Below are 17120 nucleotides of genomic sequence, written 5' to 3'. Positions count from 1 at the left end.
GTCCAAGTTGTGGATAACCCCCTGTGGACAACTCAGTCCAGACCCAGCTCGTCCTTGGAGAAGGCGAAGAGGTAGGGCACTCCCGCGCCCTCCTGGATCTTCTCGGCGGCGCCCGTCGCGCGATCCACGATGGTCGCCACGGCGACGACCTCCGCGCCCGCCTCGCGCACCGCCTCGACGGCCGTCAGCGGCGAGCCGCCGGTGGTCGAGGTGTCCTCGACGACGAGGACGCGCCGCCCCGCGATCTCCGGTCCCTCCACACGCCGCTGCAGGCCGTGGGCCTTGGCGGCCTTGCGCACGACGAAGGCGTCGAGCCGCTGCCCGCGGGCGGCGGCCGCGTGCAGCATGGCGGCCGCGACGGGGTCGGCGCCCATGGTCAGGCCGCCCACCGCGTCGAAGTCGAGGTCCGCGGTCAGGTCCAGGAGCACCTGACCGACCAGCGGAGCGGCCTCCCCGTCGAGGGTGATGCGGCGCAGGTCGATGTAGTAGTCGGCCTCCAGACCCGACGACAGGGTCACCTTGCCGTGCACCACGGCCTTGTCCTTGATCTGCTGCAGCAGCGCGCCACGTGTGCCTGGCGGCATTACTTCGTCGACGTCCGTCATGGCAGTCAGCTTAAAGGCGACGCCAGGTCCAGGTGGTCGCCGCCTCCAGCGGCTCCAGCGGCGTGACCTGGCGGGGCAGGGTGTTCAGACCGTTGGGCGGCCCGGTCTGCGGCTCCACGCAGACGGCGGCCTCCTGCTCGTCGTACACCACGACCCACTCCTCCCGGCTGGCCACCTTCAGCTCCAGTTGTCCGGGCCAGGTGAGGGTGACGTCGACGCCGCCGGGCATGCCGAAGCAGTCGTCCCACGGGCCCGGCCTCGGTTCGGTCCGGTCGCCGGTGGGCAGGTGGTCGTCGCCGCGCTCCTCCTGCCAGGCGGGCGTGAAGTCGAGCCGCACGTCCTCGCCGCCCAGGTTCCGGTTGAACCACGGGTGCCAGCCGATCTGGGCCGGGAAGGAGGAGTCGTACGTCTCCACGGACATCGTCAGCGTCAACGCGTCCGGCGTGAGGACGAACTGCTGGGTGACGCGGCCGGTGTAGGGCCAGGGGTCGACGAGGTCGTACGTGATGACGGCCTCGTCGGCGCCCACCCGCGCCACCCTCCAGGCGCCGTCGCGGGCGGTGCCGTGGATGGCGTGCGGCGGGGAGTTGAGCGGCATCTGGTGGACGGCCGCCCCGTCCCGGAACCGCCCGTCCCTGATCCGCCCGCACCAGGGGACCATCGGGAAGCACCCGAACCTCTCCCCCTGCCTGAGCAGTTGTGTGCCACCGACGCGCAGCCCACCGACCCGGCCGCCGTTGCCGGGCTGCACGGTCACCTCCGCGTCACCCGCGATCAGCGTGATGTCTTCGTTACTCACGGGACGACCCTACTGGGGCGATCAAGACCGCCGCGCACGTCTCGTCAGTGGCGCTTGCGCAGGGCCCTGCCGACCACGATGGCCGACGCCAGGGCGAGGGCCGCGGCGGGGGCCGCCCAGCGCAGCGGGGAGTTCGCGGCGACCGTCTGCGGCGCGGGGACGGGGGCGTACCGGCCGCGGGGCGGCGCGTGGTCGACCTCCTCCGCGCTGCGGCCGATCATCGTACGGCGGGCATGCGCGGCCTCGGCGGCAGGCTCGACGGCGTCCGCCGGCTCGGGGGCACCTTCGCGCTCCCGGGCGTCCCCCGGCTCGGGGGCGCTTTCGCGTTCCCGGGGGTTGTCCGGGGCGGGCGCGGCCGCGTCGTCGGCGTCCGGGGTGGTGTCGAAGTCGCTGGTCGCCTTGGCCTCGAAGTCCTGCGTGACCAGGGGCTCGGGCTCCTGCGGCCCTTCCTGCGCCGCCGCGGCCAGCTGCTCCGCGAAACGGTTCAGCAGGCGGTGTACGGCGGAGGTGACCGCGTCGGCGGGCAGCTCGGTGAGCCGGCCGTCCGCGGAGGCCGTGCCGCCGAAGGTCAGCCGGGAGCCGCCCTCCGCCTCCTCGACGCGCAGCGTGAGCGCCAGCTTGACCGACCCGGTGCCCCGGGCCTCGACGGCGTCGCCCTCGGCGGCGTACGAGCCGTCGTCCAGCCGGGTGATCCGCACGCTGCCGCGATAGGTGACGGAGTGACTGCCCACGCGCACCTTCAGCCGCCCGGAGACGGGCTCGGCCCCGGCGTCCTGCTGGAGCCCGGGGACGGCCCGGGCGACCCTGGCGGGGTCGGCGAGGGTCTCCTCGAGCCGCTGGACCGCAACCGGAACGAACACCTCATGCTCCATGACGTCGGAGCCTACCCAGGACCCCGCCGCATGCACCCCCGTTGGTCGAAAGTGACCGCGCGTCGCGTGGCGGCGCCTGCCGGGCGCCGGACGGGCCGGGGCGGGCCCGGGCGGTTCATTCCCCCGGCACCACCAGCCCAGTCTCGTACGCCACGACCACCACCTGGGCGCGGCTGGTCAGTCCCAGCTTGGTCATCGTGCGGTTCAGGTGGGTCTTGACCGTCGCCTCGCTGATGAACAGGCGGTCCGCGGCCTCCGCGTTGGTCAGGCCCCGGGCGACGAGCCTGAGGACCTCCAGCTCACGGCCGGTCAGGGCGTCGAGGCCGGGCGGTGGTTCAGGGGTGCGGGTCGTCCGGGTGAAGGCCTCCACCAGGCGGCGGGTGACCGCAGGGGCGAAGAGGGCGTCGCCGCCGTGGACGGCGGTCACCGCGGCGAGGAGCCGTTCGGGGCCGGCGTCCTTGAGGAGGAAGCCGGAGGCGCCGGCGCGCAGGGCGCCGTAGACGTACTCGTCGAGGTCGAAGGTGGTCAGGACGAGGATGCGCGGGGGCGGGTCCGAGGTCGCCGCCAGGATGCGCCGGGTCGCCTCGATGCCGGTGGTGCCCGGCATGCGGATGTCCATGAGGATGACGTCGGGGTGGGTCTTCGCGGCGAGCGTGACCGCCTCGGCCCCGTCCGCGGCCTCACCGACGACCTCCATGCCGGGCGCGGCGCGCAGCAGCGCGACCAGGCCGCCGCGGACCAGGAACTGGTCGTCGACGACGAGCACCCTGATCGTGGGCGGCTGGTTGTCGGTCTCGGTCATTCCGCGCCAGTGTCTCCCCGGCGTGCCGTCCGTGCGGACGTCGGCAGGGTCAGGTGCACGCCGAATCCCCCCTCGCTGCGCGGGCCGACGACGATCGTCCCGCCGTAGAGCTTGGCCCGCTCCCGCATACCGATCAAGCCGTGGCCACCGCGCTCCGGCTTTCTGGCCGGATTCACCCCCTTCCCGTCGTCGCTGACCGTCAGGGCCATCTCGCCCGCCCGGTAGGCGAGTTCGACGCGCGCGTGCGCGCCGGGCGCGTGTTTGAGGACGTTGGTGAGGGCCTCCTGGAGCACGCGGTAGAGGCAGAGCTGGACGCCGGGCGGCAGGGGGCGCGGCTCGCCCGTGATGTGCAGGTCGACGGGGACGCCGCCCGCGCGGACCCGGTCCACCATCTCGGCGAGCTGGTCGAGGCCGGGGGCGGGGGCGCCGTCGGGGGCGCCCTGGACGCCGTCGGCGCGCAACAGGCCGAGCATGCGGCGGAGTTCGGCGAGGGCCTCGCCGCTGGCGGATTCGATGGTGTCCAGGGCGCCGCGGGCGGTGGGGGCGTCGGAGGCAAACACGAAGCGGGCCAGGCCCGCCTGGACGTTGATGACGGCCATGTGGTGCGCGACGACGTCGTGCAGTTCGCGGGCGATGCGGACCCGTTCCTCGGCGACCTCGCGGCGGGCCCGTTCGGCCTGCTCGGCCTTCAACTGCCGCGTCAGGTCGGCCGTTTTGCGGGCGGTGTGGCCGAACCACCACAGCACCACCGGGTACGCGACGGACTGCGCCACGACCGACGCCATCGAGCTGCCGGCGGTGACCAGCCCCGCGTAGATCCACACGGCGGCCATCAGGGCGGCGCAGGCCGCGGTGGCGCGGGTCGGGCGCAGGGAGGCGACGGTGTAGAACGCCAGCATCGGGCCGAGGGAGTTGACCACCGGCCAGTCGCCGCGGGCGGTGTAGCCGACCGAGGCGGCGAGAACGAGGACGCACACGGTCACGGGCGCCCTGGTGCGCAGCAGGGTCGGCAGGTTGGCGAGGGCGACCAGCGCCCAGGCGGGTGCGTCGAGCGCGGGCCATCCCTGGGCCGCGGACTCCCTGCCGAGCAGGACGGCCACGGTCGTCTGCGCCGCCGTGATCAGGCCGTCGACGGCGAGGGGGTGGATCCGCATCGCCGCAGCGTAACCCCGGTGCCCGCGGCGGGGCGTCAACCTCCGGCGGTACCGCGGAAGTTGGAGGAACCGTTGGGTTACCGCGCGGGTTGGGACACGGATCCACCCCTTGCGGGATTCGGGGTCGGCCGGGGCGGCCGTAGCTTCTCGATGCGGGCCGGAACGGGGGACCGACGGGGGAACCACGGCTCGCTCACGGGAGGGAACAGCACATGTCACTTCGTACCAGGGCGCTCGCGCTCACCGTCGTCGCCGCCGTCGGGGGCGGGCTCGCGCTCACCGCGTCGCCGGCGTCGGCCAGTGTCTCGCAGGGCTGGTTCTCCGGCTCCGGCGACCCGTCGAACGACTGGGGTGACGAGGGCACCCTGTCCGCCTCCAGCCACGCGCGCAGCAACGCGACGGCGCTGGTGCAGATGCTGCTGTGGGCCGACGGCGCGAAGGAGCAGAACGGCACCGCGTTCGACTGGTCCGACATCGACGGCAAGTACGGGCCCAACACGACCTACGCCGTCAAGTCCTGGCAGAAGCTGTACAACAGCAGGCTCGGCGCGAGGCTCGTGGTGGACGGCAAGGCGGGCCCGAAGACCCTCGGCGCCGCGGACGTCTCCCTGTACGCCGACGGCGGCACCGTCACCTTCCAGGGCTGGAAGCACGACGTGACCTTCAAGCGCTCGGGCGGCAAGTACTACCTGAAGGTCAACAACTCCCGCGGCTGGAAGCTCGCTTCGTACAGCACGCTGAACGTCGTCTGAGCCGGGGCTCGGGGGAGGCGGGGGAACGGGGGAAGCGGGGGAGTACGGCGGTCCGTCCGATGGGGGAAGGGGCGGGCCGCCGTTCCCGCGCGCGTGGTGGTCAGTTCGCGTACCGCGGGTGCACGAGGGTGGACGGCGGCAGGCCGGTGAGGCGGGTGCGGGCCGCCGCGCGGGCGTCCGCCGCGAGGGACGAGCGGGTCAGGGTGCGCGGGGGCGGGGCGTGCGCGTCGAGGCCGAGGGGCGGGGTGGTGCGGACGGCGGCCAGTACGAAGCCCCAGTCGCGGGGCGCGCGCAGGACGCCCGCGATCCGGTCGGGCCCCGAGGCGAATCGGGCGTCGCGGTCGCCGACACGGTAGGGGGCGGTGTGCAGGCCGACGGCGCGCAGGGTCGCGACGACCGTCCAGAACGCGTGCGGCCGGGCGGAGAGCGGGCCGGCGTGCACCGCCAGCCGCCCGCCGGGGGCGAGCACCCGGCGGGCCAGGCCGTAGAACTCCTCGGAGTAGAGCTTGGTGCTCGCCGTGATGCCCGGGTCGGGCAGGTCGCAGACCACGACGTCGTACGTCGCCTCGCGTGCCGTGCGCAGCCAGTGGAAGGCGTCCGCGGTGATCACGCGCACGCGTGGGTCGTCGTAGGCGTGGCCGTTGAGGGCGGACAGCGCGGTGTCGTGGCGGGCCAACCGGACGACCCCCGGGTCGACTTCGACGACGTCCACCCGCCGCACGCCCCGGTGGCGCAGCACCTCGCGGGCGGCCAGTCCGTCGCCGCCGCCGAGGATGAGCACGCGCGCGTGGGGGCCGTTCATCACGGGCCGGACCAGGGCCTCGTGGTAGCGGCGTTCGTCGCGGCCGCTGACCCGCAGGCGGCCGTCGAGGAACAGGTGGAGGGGGCGGCCGTGGGTGCCGCCGGTGAGGACGACCTCCTGGACGCCGGTCCGCAGCGCCACCCGTACGTCGGCGCCGTAGACCGCGTGCCGTGCGGCCCGTTCGAAGTCGTCGACCAGGGCGGCGGCGGAGGCGAGGAGGCCGAGGACGGTGAGGTTGGCGATCAGCAGGGTCCAGCGGGCGCGGCGGGTGAGGTCGCGGCGGAACAGGCCGAGGACGAGGGCGCCGCCCGCGAGCGCGTTGACGGTGCCGGTGATCAGGGCGCCGGTCAACTGGCCGAGCAGGGGCAGCAGGAGGAACGGGAAGGCGAGGCCGCCGACGAGCGCGCCGACGTAGTCCGCGGCGAACAGGTCGGCCACCGCACCGCCCGCGTCCTGGCGCCGGATGCGCTGGATCAGCTCCATCAGCAGCGGCACCTCGGCGCCGATGAGCAGGCCTATGGTCAGGGAGAAGGCGACCAGCAGCCAGCGCGGGCCGTCCGCCCACAGGCCGCCCCAGTCGCCGGTCCAGGCGAAGACGGCGTACATGGCCATCGCGCTGCAGCCGCCGACCAGCGCGAGGCTCGCCTCGATGGCGCCGAAGCCCGCCGCGGCGCGCCAGCGCAGCCGCTTCGCGGCCAGCGAGCCGATGCCCATGGCGAACACCATCACGGACAGCACGACCGAGGCCTGGGTGACCGAGTCGCCGATCAAGTACGAGGCGAGGGCGACGAGTTCGAGTTCGTACACCAGTCCGCAGGCCGCGCAGACGAAGACGCACGAGAGGACGAGGAACCGGCCGGTGGCCGCACGGACGGGCAGCCGCGCGGGGACCGCCCACGGGGGTGGGGGGCTCGGCGGGGCTGGCGCGTGCGGCTCGATCACAACTGCGACGTTACGTCACGGAGACATCACGGTTCGTCACCCACACGTGTGGATCTCATGCCCTCAAACGCCGGACGCGCTGAGATCCCCGGCCCGCACGGGCGCGCGTACACCCACGCGCGTACGCGTCGCCACCAGCTGCCCGTCCTGCGGGTAGGCGTGCCAGGTCCGCCACAGCACCTGCCCCTCGTGCCGCTGCGCCAGCAGCGCCGTGAAGGCGTACGGGCTGCCGGGGAAGACGCCCGCGAGGCCGTGGGGATGGTCGGAGACCAGGTCCAGCAACTCCTGGGCGCGGCCCGCGAAGGAACCCGGGGAGAGGACCTCCACCCGCGCCGCGAACTCGTACTCCCAGTCGTCGACCCGCTTGGCGACGCCCAGGGGCAGCGGGGTGCTGCTGCCCGGGATGCACGCCACCGTCTCCGAACAGGTGCCCCGGTCCTCCTCCAGGATGACCTGGTGGGATGCCCCCAGGAGTCTCAACTGCAATCTCGTCCCGGCCAGTTCGAGGTCGAGTGTCGCCAGTGCGGGAAGCGGCTCACGCCCCAGGGCCCAGGCGAGGTCGGCCGCGCGCGTGTCGGTGTACGAGGTGTTCAGGGTCGTGAGCATGGATCGGCTCCGCTAGCACGCAAAGAAAGGAGTGGAGTGGGGTCCGGCACACCCGGGCGACTGTGGGGGGATCGGCCCGGTCAGCCCAGTCGGGAGGTCAGGACATGTCCGCAGGACGTCCGAGGGGCTGCGTTGGTGATTTAGAGGGAATCATGAACAGTGGCGCCACCACAGCGTTTTTACCCAACTTCGTGGCGTTTCCATCCCTCAGAGGGCTCCACAGCTCAACTGTTCAACCTTGGCGTGCGCCACGGCGGCCAGGGCGTGCGCCGGAGCGCGCGAGCGCCCGCCGGGTGCGTGCCCCGGCGGGCGCTCCTTCGCATGGACGCGGATCCCCCTTCACGGGGGACAGCCGCCGCCCGTCAGTTGCCTCCCCCGCATCCACCGCCTCCACCGCACCCGCCGCCCCCGCACGACGAGCCGCCGCCGCAGGACGACCCACCGCCGCACGACGAATGGCCGCCCCCGCAGGAGTGGTGATGCCCACCGGAGTGGTGGCCACCCGACGACGAGTCGTACGACGCAGCGCCGCCGCCCGCGTCGCCCGCCCACCAACTGCTGCCGCTGCCGCGGCTGTACGACCGCGTCCCGAGCGCGCTCTTCGGGCTCCTGCGCACCGCCTTCACGACGACCCCCACGAACAGGAGCACGATCGCCACCACGATGAGGCCGGTCAGCATGGCGTCACCGTCCTTCCGAGTCCCCCGAAGCGACCCCCCGTGGGCGCCTCGCTTGCTGTGTGCCGGGGGGATGCCCGTCGGCGTCGACGGCCAAAGCAGAGTTGAGGAACTTCAGAGGGTTGGCCGCAGCCGGCGTCCGGCTGCGCCAACGGGCCGTTCGGCTCTACCGGCCGTCGACGGCCGCGGTTAGCGTCGTGTGTGACCGGAGCCGGTCGGGCCTGAGGGAGGTCGCCATGTCGGTCGGACAGCGGGCGAGGACACCATGGCTGCCGCCGCGCTGGTTCATCCGTCTGGCCTGGTTCACGCACCGGGGTCTGTACCGGGTCTGCGGAGGCCGACTCGGGCTGTGGCGGCCGCGTGCCGACGGCTGGGGCGCCCTGCGGCTGACCACCACCGGCCGCCGCACGGGCCGCCGGCGCAGTGTCATCATCGGGTATTTCGAGGACGGTCCGAACCTCGTCTCGCTCGCGATGAACGGGTGGGGCCCGGGCGAGCCCGCCTGGTGGCTCAACCTGCAGGCGCATCCGGACGCGCGCGTGGACCTGGTGGACGGCCCACGGCTGGTGCACGGTCACGCCGCGGCGGGTGACGAGCGGTCGCGGCTGTGGGCCCGGTGGCGCGAGATCGACAAGAACCTGGACGCCTATGCGGCCCGTCGCCCGTCCGAGACCGCGGTGGTGGTCCTGGCACCCCGGGCGGTCGAGGGTACGGCCACCGGGCGGTGACCATCGTGCCGCGGCCCGCCTGACACCCGTGACACAACCGCTCGACCCCGCGCACGGTTGAGGAACCCCGCGCCTTCGGCGCAGGATGGCCCGCATGACCTCCAGCACCCGCCCCTTCCTCAACCGTCGGCTCGCCGAGTTCGGGACGACGATCTTCGCGGAGATGTCGGCCCTCGCGCTGCGGACCGGTTCGATCAACCTGGGTCAGGGTTTTCCCGACACGGACGGCCCGGAGGAGGTCCGGGAGGCGGCCGTGCGGGCCCTGCGGGGCGGCCGGGGCAACCAGTACCCGCCGGGTCCGGGCGTGCCGGAACTGCGCACCGCGATCGCCGCGCACCAGCAACGGTGGTACGGGCTGTCGTACGACCCGGACACGGAGGTCCTGGTCACGGCCGGTGCCACGGAGGCCATCGCCGCGGCCCTGCTGGCGCTGCTGGAGCCCGGCGACGAGGTGATCGCCCTCGAGCCGTACTACGACTCCTACGCGGCCTGCATCGCGATGGCGGGCGGCACGCGCGTGCCGGTCACCCTCCGGCCGCACGAGGGCGGCTTCCGCCTCGACCTCGACGAACTGCGCGCGGCGGTCACCGACCGCACCCGCCTGCTGCTCATCAACACCCCGCACAACCCCACCGGCACGGTCCTCACCCGCGCCGAGCTCGCGGCGATCGCCGAGCTGGCGGTGGAGCGGGACCTCCTCGTCGTCACCGACGAGGTCTACGAGCACCTGGTCTTCGACGACGCCGAGCACCTGCCGCCGGCCACCTTCCCGGGCATGCGGGACCGCACGGTGACCATCGGTTCGGCCGGCAAGACCTTCTCCTTCACCGGCTGGAAGGTGGGCTGGGTGACCGCCTCGCCCCCGCTGGTCGCGGCCGTGCGCTCGGCCAAGCAGTTCCTGACCTACGTCTCCTCCGGCCCGTTCCAGTACGCGGTCGCCGAGGCCCTGGCCCTCCCGGACGCGTACTTCACGGCCTTCCGCGAGGACATGCTGGCCAAGCGGGACCTGCTGGCGGCGGGCCTGAAGGACGCCGGCTTCGACGTCTTCCACACGGCCGGCACGTACTTCATCACCACCGACATCCGCCCCCTCGGCGAGAGCGACGGCTTCGCCTTCTGCCGGGCCCTGCCGGAGCGCGCCGGAGTCGTCGCGATCCCGAACGCGGTCTTCTACGACCATCGGGAGGCGGGGGCGCCGTTCGTGCGGTTCGCGTTCTGCAAGCGGGTGGAGGTGCTCGCGGAGGCGGTGCAGCGGCTGAAGACGCTCGCCTGACGCGCGTCACGCCGACACGCCGGGCCCGGCGCATCCGTACCCACCCGGACGCCCCCTGCTCGCGTCCGCCCGGTTCGCCCTGCAATGTGCCGGTGTGACCCACGTCAGCATCCTCACCCGCCCCTCGCTCACCGAGCCCGCTCCCGGCACGAAGGATCGTGCGCGGCACTCCGTCATCGTCGCGACGGGCACGGCCCTCGGGCTGTTCCTGGCCGCCCGGCTGCTCGGCGCGGCCGCGCTCGCGCTCGTGGCGCGGGCGGCCGGGCACGGCGCCCTCGCCCTGCTCGGGCGGTCCTGGGACTCCCGGTGGTACCTGGGCATCGCCGCGCACGGCTACGGCCACACCCTGCGCCCTCGCCCCGGTGTCGCCTACAGCGACCTGGCGTTCTTCCCGCTGTATCCGGGGCTGGTGCGGGCGGTGACGACGGTGATCCCGCTGAGCGGCGGCGCGGCGGGGCTGGTGGTGTCGTGGACGGCGGCGGCCGTGGCCGCCTGCGGGATCTACGCGGTCGGCGCACGGCTGCACGGACGGGCCGTGGGCACCGCGCTGGTCCTGCTGTGGGGCCTGCTGCCGCACTCGGTGGTGCTGTCGATGGCGTACACGGAGCCGGTGCTGACCGCGCTCGCCGCCTGGTCGCTGTACGCCGTGATGGGCGGCCGGTGGGTGTGGGCCGGCGTGCTGGCCGCCCTGGCCGGGCTGGCCCGGCCCAACGGGTGCGCGGTGGCGGCGGCGGTGCTCGTGGCGGCGACCTGCGAGGTGTGGCGGCGGCGCGGAAAAGTTTCCCACAGGCTGTGGACGGGCGCCGCGCTCGCGCCGCTCGGCTGGAGCGCGTACGTGCTGTGGGTGGGGCGGCGGACGGGGAATCCCCTCGACGGGTACTTCGAGGTGCAGCGGCGGTGGGGGTCGCGGTTCGACTTCGGCCGGGGTGCGCTGCTGTTCGTACGGCGGCTGCTGCTGCACGGGGACCGCTTCGTCTTCCCGATGACGCTGCTGATCGTCGCGGCCGGGGTGCTGCTGTTCGCCCTGCTGCTGGCCGACCGAGCCCCGCTCCCGCTCATCGCGTACAGCGGGGTGCTGCTGCTGATCGCCGTCGGCGGCTCCGGCTTCTTCGAGTCCAAGCCCCGCTTCCTGCTGCCGGCGTTCCCCCTGCTGATCCCGCTCGCCCGGGCCCTGGTCCGTACGGCCAGAGCCCGGCCCTGGCACGCGACCGTGGTGGTCGGCGCCCTGGCCGGGCTCTCTTTCGGCTACGGGGCGTATCTGGTCGTGATCGCCCACACGCCTCTGTAGAGGACGTCTCCGGGAAGACCTACTCCTCGTCGTCCCCGGGCTCGCCCTCGGCTTCGTTGACCTCCTGCTCGAGGCCGAGCTGCTCGACGAGCCACTTGTCGAACTCGATGGCGGCGCGCACCCAGCTGACCGTGGAGGACACGAAGTGCTCCAGGCTGACGCCGGTGCCGATCAGCATCTGCGCCTCGCCGATCAGCCGGACGGTGCCGTCGTCATGGGTGTGGCTGTAGACCTTGGGCCACAGGGTCCGCCGGTTCCAGTCGTCGATGGACTCCAGAAGCTGCGGCTTCTCGTCGATCTTGTGGGGGCGGTCGTAGAACGTCCGCACCGAGAAGACCTGCTGGTCCGCCTCGCCGCGGAACATGAAGTACGTACGGAACTGCTCCCACGGCGCCGCGAGGTCACCCTCGTCGTCGACGACGTACTTGAGCTCCATCTGGTCGAGGAGCTGCTTCACGAGGTCCTGATCCGGGACGACGGGGCCCGCCGGTCCTTGGGGCTGCGGCTCGGGCTGGCCCCCGAAGTTCGGAATCGAGGACGGGTCGATGGTCACCGTGAATTTCCCTTCGTACGGATGCCGCCATCCTCCCCCATGCGGGGCGGGTGGTGGCAAGCCTCGGCGGTCCTGTCAGCCCACGGCTGACACGATGCGTCTGCCGGGACCGCCCACTGCGAGTACCCCGCCGGTGCGATGATCCCTCCGTGACCGCGCCCAAAGCACTGCCCAAGGCTGTACGTCTGTTGCTGTGGACCCTGTGGCTGGGGTGTCTGGTCTTCTCCGTGTGGTTCTTCGTCACCGTGTACCTCGCCATGACCGAGGTATGACACGCGAGGGGCCCGCCACCCGGTGGGGTGACGGGCCCGTACGGCTCCGGAGGGGTTACAGCGTCTTGCCGGTGGCCGGGCCCACGATCAGGCCGTCGCCGAAGGCGTCCACCCGGACCGTGTCGCCGTCCTTGACCTCGCCGGCCAGGATCTCCTTGGCCAGGCGGTCGCCGATGGCGGTCTGGACGAGGCGGCGCAGCGGGCGGGCGCCGTAGGCCGGGTCCAGACCCTCCGTGGCGAGCCAGGCCAGGGCCTCGTCGGTGATCTCCAGGGTGAGGCGGCGCTCCGCCAGCCGCTTGGCCAGGCGCTCGATCTGGAGCTTGGCGATCCGCTCCAGTTCGGGCTTGGTCAGCGCGGAGAACACGACCAGGTCGTCGAGGCGGTTGAGGAACTCCGGCTTGAAGGAGGTTCGGACCACCTCCAGCACCTGTTCCTTCTTCTCCTCCTCGCTCGTGAGCGGGTCGACCAGGAAGTGGCTGCCCAGGTTGGAGGTGAGGACCAGGATGGCGTTGCGGAAGTCGACCGTGCGTCCCTGTCCGTCCGTCAGCCGGCCGTCGTCCAGCACCTGCAGCAGGACGTCGAAGACCTCGGGGTGGGCCTTCTCGACCTCGTCCAGCAGCACCACGCTGTACGGGCGGCGGCGCACCGCCTCCGTCAGCTGGCCGCCCTCCTCGTAGCCGACGTAGCCGGGAGGCGCGCCGACCAGCCGGGCGACGCTGTGCTTCTCGCCGTACTCGGACATGTCGATGCGGACCATGGCCCGCTCGTCGTCGAAGAGGAAGTCGGCGAGCGCCTTGGCGAGTTCGGTCTTGCCGACGCCCGTGGGGCCGAGGAAGAGGAAGGAGCCGGTGGGGCGGTCGGGGTCGGCGATGCCCGCGCGGCTGCGGCGGACGGCGTCCGACACGGCCTGCACGGCCTCCTTCTGCCCGATCAGGCGCCTGCCCAACTCCTCCTCCATACGCAGGAGTTTCTGGGTCTCGCCCTCCAGAAGGCGGCCGGCGGGGATGCCGGTCCAGGCGGCCACGACGTCCGCGATGTCGTCGGAGCCGACCTCCTCCTTGACCATGGTGTCCTTGGCGGCCTCCTCCTCGGCCTCGGAGGCGGCCTCCAAGTCCCTTTCCAGGGAGGGGATCTCGCCGTACAGCAGCTTGCTGGCGGTGTCGAAGTCGCCGTCGCGCTGGGCCCGTTCGGCCTGGCCGCGCAGCTCGTCCAGCTTCTCCTTCAGCTCACCGACGCGGTTGAGGGACTGCTTCTCCTTCTCCCAGCGGGCGGTCAGGCCCCGCAGCTCCTCCTCGCGGTCGGCGAGGTCGCGGCGCAGCTTCTCCAGGCGCTCGCGGGAGGCCGGGTCGGTCTCCTTCTCCAGCGCCAGCTCCTCCATCTTGAGCCGGTCGACCGAGCGCTGGAGTTCGTCGATCTCGACGGGCGAGGAGTCGATCTCCATGCGCAGCCGGGAGGCCGCCTCGTCGACGAGGTCGATGGCCTTGTCGGGCAGGAAGCGGGAGGTGATGTAGCGGTCGGACAGGGCCGCGGCGGCGACCAGCGCGCTGTCGGCGATCTGGACCTTGTGGTGGGCCTCGTAACGGCCCTTGAGGCCGCGCAGGATCGCGATGGTGTCCTCGACCGTGGGCTCGGCCACCAGCACCTGCTGGAAGCGGCGCTCCAGGGCCGGGTCCTTCTCGATCCGCTCGCGGTACTCGTCGAGGGTCGTCGCGCCGACCATGCGCAGCTCGCCGCGGGCCAGCATCGGCTTGAGCATGTTGCCGGCGTCCATGGCCGAGTCGCCGCCGGCGCCCGCGCCGACGACGGTGTGCAGTTCGTCGATGAAGGTGATGATCTGGCCGTCGGAGTCCTTGATCTCGGCCAGGACGGTCTTCAGCCGCTCCTCGAACTCGCCGCGGTACTTGGCGCCGGCGACCATGGCGCCGAGGTCGAGCGCGACCAGCCGCTTGTCCTTCAGCGACTCGGGCACGTCGCCCTTGACGATCCGCTGCGCGAGCCCCTCGACGACGGCGGTCTTGCCGACGCCGGGCTCGCCGATGAGGACGGGGTTGTTCTTCGTACGGCGGGACAGCACCTGCACCACGCGGCGGATCTCGTGGTCCCGGCCGATGACCGGGTCGAGCTTGCCCTCGCGGGCCGCTGCGGTGAAGTCGGTGCCGAACTTCTCCAGGGCCTTGTACTGGCCCTCCGGATCGGCGGTGGTCACCCGGCGTCCTCCCCTCGCCTTCTGAAAGGCCTCCTGCAGCTTCTTGGCGGTGGCCCCCTGACCGGACAGTACGTCACCGGCCGCGCCGCCCTTCGCGGCGATGCCGATCAGCAGGTGCTCGGTGGAGAGGTACTCGTCGCCGAGGTCCCGGGCGCGGGCCTGCGCGTCCGCGATGACGGCGAGCAGTTCCCGGTTCGGCTGCGGAGGTGCGACGGTCGTGCCGGTCACGCTGGGCAGCGAGGCGAGCACCTTCTCCGCGCCGGCGCGCACGGCCGCCTGGTCGGCGTCCACGGCGGAGAGAAGATCGACGATGTTCTCGTTGTCCTGCCCCTGGAGCAGAGCAAGGAGCAGGTGAGCAGGGGTCAGGTCGGGATGCCCCTCGGTCACGGCCCGGTTACCGGCCGCGTTGATGGCGTCCCGGCTCCGGTTGGTCAGCTCGGCGTCCACGTTCGCGTTCTCCTCCTGGCGTCAGCCGTCATCCGCACTGACTTGAGCAACGTACACAAAGTTGAGTCTATTCCACTCAAGGTGAGACGGGCTACCTTCCAGGCATGGCCACATACGCCCAGGATCCCGGTGCCCCCGACCCCTCGTATCTCACCTTCTGGCGGGAAAGGCACCTGTGCACGCTGACGACCCCGCGCCCGGACGGCAGCCCGCACGTCGTGCCCGTCGGGGTCACCTACGACCCCGAGGCACGGCTGGCGCGGGTGATCACGAACAGGACGAGCGCCAAGGTGGCGAACGTCCTGGCGGCCGGGCCGGAGGGGGCGCGGGTCGCGGTGTGCCAGGTGGCGGGGCGGCGCTGGGCGACGCTGGAGGGGCGGGCCTTCGTACGGACCGAGCGGGAGCGGGTCGCGGAGGCCGAGCGGCGCTATGCGGAGCGCTACGAGCGCACGCCGGCGCCGAACCCCGACCGGGTGGTCATCGAGATCCGGCTGACGGGGGCGATGGGACATGGCTGAAGTGGCCCGACTGACGGTTTTCGGCCACTGAGGCGCGCCGGACGATTGCGTCGACGGCGGGAAATGTCGCCCGAAAACTGCAGCGGCGTCACCGTGTTCAGGTCACGGTGACGCCGCTGCGGGGGGAAGCACCTGAGCGATCTGTTACGACGGGGGAATCGCGTCAGGCACTGCGGGGGGTGGCTGAGATGGTCCGTACGTTGGGGGACTCCGGTTCCACCAGCCGATGGTCTCGTTGGTCCAGGTTGACGAAGATCATTCCGTACCGGACGGCACATCGCACGGGCTGCGGCGCCCCCCGAGGCCGCCGCAGACATCGATACGCCCGCACGTCCTCGTCCTCGTCCCGCGTCACGACGACCGGCTCACCGAAGACGGTCACCATCAACGAGTCACCGGAGTGGGGGATCGCGGTGACCAGGTCGATGAAGTGCCATCCGGATCGGTAGGCGGTGGCCATTTCTCTACGGAAGGAACGGTCGTCCGGTGGAGTGGTCACGTCGTCAGCTCCCGGCGCTGTCGTCTGTGCCGACCGTCGATGCGGGGCCGTCAGCGAGCACGGTGGACGCGGCGGCCGCCGGCCAGTGGGAGTCCGCTCGGGTGTTCTCCTTCGCGTCGGAAGAACCGCCCAGCACTGCGAGTCCGACAACGGCGGAAAGGGCGGCCACAAGCACCGAGCGAAGCATTCTGTTGCGCATGGTCGGCTTCGTCCTCACTTGAAAGTCTCCTCTTCCCCCGTCGGATAAGACGATGGCTCATTCAGGCACGTCATGGCCACAGGATCGATGCATCATGTTCCTGCATGTTCAGGACCCTGGGGGGTGGAGATTTCGTGGCAAATCAGACTAAGGCGGCGCATCCCCATGCGGTGACCGAGCTCTGCGAGGAAGGTGGCCGACTCTATGCGAACGCCCTGCGCATGGGGCGGGTCGCGCGAGCCGACGCGGAGTCCGCTCCCTGTCTGATCGAGTTCGCCCTTCTCCACCCGGATCCGGATGATGCGGACTGGCTGCGGCCCGTGTCGCCGTCGGCCGCGCTGGCCGAACGGCTCTACCCGATCGAGCGCGACATCACAGAACGCCGGCGGCTGTCCATTCAGCTCGCCGACACTTTCGAGCCGTTCATGGCGCTGAGCGCCAAGGCCGCCGCGACCGACGACTCGATCACCGTGCTGGAGGGCGGAAAGCGGATCAACGCGGCGCTCAACATGGCCACGGCCCAGTGCCGGAGCGAGATGCTGACCATCCAGCCGAGCGACGACCGCTTCTCCGAACAGAGCCTCATCCAGGGGCTGGAGAGAGACAAGCCACTAATCGAACGTGGTGTGCGCATCCGGACGCTGTACCAGCACACGGCCCGCTACAGCCCGGAAAAGCTGGCGTACGTCGCTCAGCTCGCCAACGGCAAGGTGGAATACCGGACGATCGACGAGGTGGTGGAACGCCTCATCATCTGCGACGAGACGGTCGCCTTCATCCCCGCCAGGGACGACCAGCAGGTCGCCCTGGAACTCCGTCATCCCGGGCTGATCCGGTACCTGATGCGGCTGTTCGAGTTCATGTGGGGGCGGTCCGTGCCGCTGAACGCCGGCGCCCCCTACGAGACCGCCCGCGACGGCATCACCGACATCCAGCACTCGATAGCCAAGCTCCTGGTGGAGGGACACGTCGACGAGGCGATCGCCCGCCGCCTGGGCATGAACGTCCGCACCTGCCGGGCCCACATAGCCAAGCTGGCCACGGTCCTGGGCAGCGGCAGCCGGGCCCAACTCGGCTACCTGATCGCCCAGTCGGGGATCCTCGACCCCGACAGCTGATCCGGACG

18 protein-coding genes are annotated in these 17120 nt (G+C 71.9%); 7 read left to right on the top strand and 11 right to left on the bottom strand.

Annotated elements, in window-relative coordinates; translation table 11 throughout:
* Nucleotides 1–32: 32 nt before the first annotated feature.
* The 5 genes from pyrE to ACIGDI_RS32845 form a co-directional block, all read right to left on the bottom strand.
* Nucleotides 33–605 carry an orotate phosphoribosyltransferase gene (gene pyrE / locus ACIGDI_RS32865; protein ID WP_362984290.1) on the bottom strand — a complete coding sequence of 191 codons (573 nt, stop codon included), beginning with the start codon at nucleotides 603–605 and terminating at the stop codon, nucleotides 33–35.
* A gap of 10 nt (nucleotides 606–615) precedes the next feature.
* Complete coding sequence (locus ACIGDI_RS32860) at nucleotides 616–1404, bottom strand: aldose 1-epimerase (RefSeq protein WP_399904327.1); 789 nt, start codon at nucleotides 1402–1404, stop codon at nucleotides 616–618.
* A gap of 44 nt (nucleotides 1405–1448) precedes the next feature.
* Nucleotides 1449–2276 carry an SRPBCC domain-containing protein gene (locus ACIGDI_RS32855; protein ID WP_399904325.1) on the bottom strand — a complete coding sequence of 276 codons (828 nt, stop codon included), beginning with the start codon at nucleotides 2274–2276 and terminating at the stop codon, nucleotides 1449–1451.
* A gap of 115 nt (nucleotides 2277–2391) precedes the next feature.
* The gene (locus ACIGDI_RS32850) at nucleotides 2392–3078 is read right to left on the bottom strand and encodes a response regulator (RefSeq protein ID WP_399904322.1); all 687 of its coding nucleotides are present in this window, start codon (nucleotides 3076–3078) and stop codon (nucleotides 2392–2394) included.
* Entirely contained in the window at nucleotides 3075–4232 is a 1158-nt protein-coding gene (locus ACIGDI_RS32845) for a sensor histidine kinase (protein WP_399904319.1), read from the bottom strand. Before ACIGDI_RS32845 ends, ACIGDI_RS32850 begins: the two co-directional genes overlap by 4 nt.
* A 212-nt stretch (nucleotides 4233–4444) precedes the next feature.
* Between ACIGDI_RS32845 and ACIGDI_RS32840 the strand changes: the two genes are divergently transcribed.
* Entirely contained in the window at nucleotides 4445–4984 is a 540-nt protein-coding gene (locus tag ACIGDI_RS32840) for a peptidoglycan-binding protein (protein WP_399904317.1), read from the top strand.
* A gap of 100 nt (nucleotides 4985–5084) precedes the next feature.
* Here the strand turns inward: ACIGDI_RS32840 and ACIGDI_RS32835 are convergent, their stop codons facing one another.
* The 3 genes from ACIGDI_RS32835 to ACIGDI_RS32825 form a co-directional block, all read right to left on the bottom strand.
* Nucleotides 5085–6728: a polyamine aminopropyltransferase gene (locus ACIGDI_RS32835; RefSeq protein WP_399904314.1), complete on the bottom strand. Its 1644-nt coding sequence runs from the start codon at nucleotides 6726–6728 to the stop codon at nucleotides 5085–5087.
* A gap of 63 nt (nucleotides 6729–6791) precedes the next feature.
* Nucleotides 6792–7334, bottom strand: coding sequence for a DUF2617 family protein (locus tag ACIGDI_RS32830; RefSeq protein ID WP_399904311.1), 543 nt, complete (start codon nucleotides 7332–7334; stop codon nucleotides 6792–6794).
* A gap of 362 nt (nucleotides 7335–7696) precedes the next feature.
* Entirely contained in the window at nucleotides 7697–8014 is a 318-nt protein-coding gene (locus tag ACIGDI_RS32825) for a hypothetical protein (RefSeq protein ID WP_399904308.1), read from the bottom strand.
* A 233-nt stretch (nucleotides 8015–8247) separates the two neighbouring features.
* Here ACIGDI_RS32825 and ACIGDI_RS32820 point away from each other — a divergent pair, with 233 nt between their 5' ends.
* The 3 genes from ACIGDI_RS32820 to ACIGDI_RS32810 all read left to right on the top strand — a co-directional run bounded on the left by ACIGDI_RS32820 (nucleotide 8248) and on the right by ACIGDI_RS32810 (nucleotide 11300).
* Nucleotides 8248–8739 carry a nitroreductase/quinone reductase family protein gene (locus ACIGDI_RS32820; RefSeq protein WP_399904305.1) on the top strand — a complete coding sequence of 164 codons (492 nt, stop codon included), beginning with the start codon at nucleotides 8248–8250 and terminating at the stop codon, nucleotides 8737–8739.
* Nucleotides 8740–8824: 85 nt separating this feature from the next.
* The gene (locus ACIGDI_RS32815) at nucleotides 8825–10012 is read left to right on the top strand and encodes a pyridoxal phosphate-dependent aminotransferase (protein WP_399904302.1); all 1188 of its coding nucleotides are present in this window, start codon (nucleotides 8825–8827) and stop codon (nucleotides 10010–10012) included.
* A 94-nt stretch (nucleotides 10013–10106) separates the two neighbouring features.
* The gene (locus ACIGDI_RS32810) at nucleotides 10107–11300 is read left to right on the top strand and encodes a hypothetical protein (protein WP_399904299.1); all 1194 of its coding nucleotides are present in this window, start codon (nucleotides 10107–10109) and stop codon (nucleotides 11298–11300) included.
* 19 nt (nucleotides 11301–11319) lie between these two features.
* Here the strand turns inward: ACIGDI_RS32810 and ACIGDI_RS32805 are convergent, their stop codons facing one another.
* Complete coding sequence (locus ACIGDI_RS32805) at nucleotides 11320–11853, bottom strand: YbjN domain-containing protein (protein ID WP_362984274.1); 534 nt, start codon at nucleotides 11851–11853, stop codon at nucleotides 11320–11322.
* Nucleotides 11854–12002: 149 nt separating this feature from the next.
* On the opposite strand from ACIGDI_RS32805, the gene ACIGDI_RS32800 reads away from it, so the two are divergent.
* A complete protein-coding gene (locus ACIGDI_RS32800) occupies nucleotides 12003–12125 on the top strand; it encodes a hypothetical protein (RefSeq protein ID WP_267956058.1) in 123 nt (40 codons plus the stop codon).
* A gap of 55 nt (nucleotides 12126–12180) precedes the next feature.
* Here ACIGDI_RS32800 and clpB read toward each other — a convergent pair whose 3' ends face one another.
* Nucleotides 12181–14778: an ATP-dependent chaperone ClpB gene (clpB, locus tag ACIGDI_RS32795; RefSeq protein ID WP_399904295.1), complete on the bottom strand. Its 2598-nt coding sequence runs from the start codon at nucleotides 14776–14778 to the stop codon at nucleotides 12181–12183.
* 104 nt (nucleotides 14779–14882) lie between these two features.
* Between clpB and ACIGDI_RS32790 the strand changes: the two genes are divergently transcribed.
* Nucleotides 14883–15296 carry a pyridoxamine 5'-phosphate oxidase family protein gene (locus tag ACIGDI_RS32790; RefSeq protein WP_399904292.1) on the top strand — a complete coding sequence of 138 codons (414 nt, stop codon included), beginning with the start codon at nucleotides 14883–14885 and terminating at the stop codon, nucleotides 15294–15296.
* A 163-nt stretch (nucleotides 15297–15459) separates the two neighbouring features.
* Here the strand turns inward: ACIGDI_RS32790 and ACIGDI_RS32785 are convergent, their stop codons facing one another.
* Nucleotides 15460–15756 (bottom strand): hypothetical protein, encoded by a 297-nt coding sequence (locus ACIGDI_RS32785; protein ID WP_058924153.1) that lies wholly within the window; start codon nucleotides 15754–15756, stop codon nucleotides 15460–15462.
* A 342-nt stretch (nucleotides 15757–16098) separates the two neighbouring features.
* On the opposite strand from ACIGDI_RS32785, the gene ACIGDI_RS32780 reads away from it, so the two are divergent.
* A complete protein-coding gene (locus ACIGDI_RS32780; RefSeq protein ID WP_399904289.1) occupies nucleotides 16099–17112 on the top strand; it encodes a helix-turn-helix transcriptional regulator in 1014 nt (337 codons plus the stop codon).
* Nucleotides 17113–17120 lie beyond the last annotated feature (8 nt).

Source organism: Streptomyces sp. NPDC085900, from assembly GCF_044540925.1.
In the GTDB taxonomy this organism is placed as follows: Bacteria; Actinomycetota; Actinomycetes; order Streptomycetales; family Streptomycetaceae; genus Streptomyces; species Streptomyces gilvifuscus.
Note: the sequence above shows the minus strand (reverse complement) of the source record. Positions and strands in the feature narration are given on the sequence as shown.

Bases quoted from the DNA above. Each gene is read 5' to 3' on its own strand.
- ACIGDI_RS32820 (WP_399904305.1), top strand. From the start codon at position 8,248: ATGTCGGTCGGACAGCGGGCGAGGACACCATGGCTGCCGCCGCGCTGG.
- ACIGDI_RS32830 (WP_399904311.1), bottom strand. From the start codon at position 7,334: ATGCTCACGACCCTGAACACCTCGTACACCGACACGCGCGCGGCCGAC.
- ACIGDI_RS32815 (WP_399904302.1), top strand. From the start codon at position 8,825: ATGGCCCGCATGACCTCCAGCACCCGCCCCTTCCTCAACCGTCGGCTC.
- ACIGDI_RS32850 (WP_399904322.1), bottom strand. From the start codon at position 3,078: ATGACCGAGACCGACAACCAGCCGCCCACGATCAGGGTGCTCGTCGTC.
- ACIGDI_RS32790 (WP_399904292.1), top strand. From the start codon at position 14,883: ATGGCCACATACGCCCAGGATCCCGGTGCCCCCGACCCCTCGTATCTC.
- ACIGDI_RS32845 (WP_399904319.1), bottom strand. From the start codon at position 4,232: ATGCGGATCCACCCCCTCGCCGTCGACGGCCTGATCACGGCGGCGCAG.
- ACIGDI_RS32840 (WP_399904317.1), top strand. From the start codon at position 4,445: ATGTCACTTCGTACCAGGGCGCTCGCGCTCACCGTCGTCGCCGCCGTC.
- ACIGDI_RS32785 (WP_058924153.1), bottom strand. From the start codon at position 15,756: ATGGCCACCGCCTACCGATCCGGATGGCACTTCATCGACCTGGTCACC.
- ACIGDI_RS32825 (WP_399904308.1), bottom strand. From the start codon at position 8,014: ATGCTGACCGGCCTCATCGTGGTGGCGATCGTGCTCCTGTTCGTGGGG.
- ACIGDI_RS32855 (WP_399904325.1), bottom strand. From the start codon at position 2,276: ATGGAGCATGAGGTGTTCGTTCCGGTTGCGGTCCAGCGGCTCGAGGAG.
- ACIGDI_RS32780 (WP_399904289.1), top strand. From the start codon at position 16,099: ATGTTCAGGACCCTGGGGGGTGGAGATTTCGTGGCAAATCAGACTAAG.
- pyrE (WP_362984290.1), bottom strand. From the start codon at position 605: ATGACGGACGTCGACGAAGTAATGCCGCCAGGCACACGTGGCGCGCTG.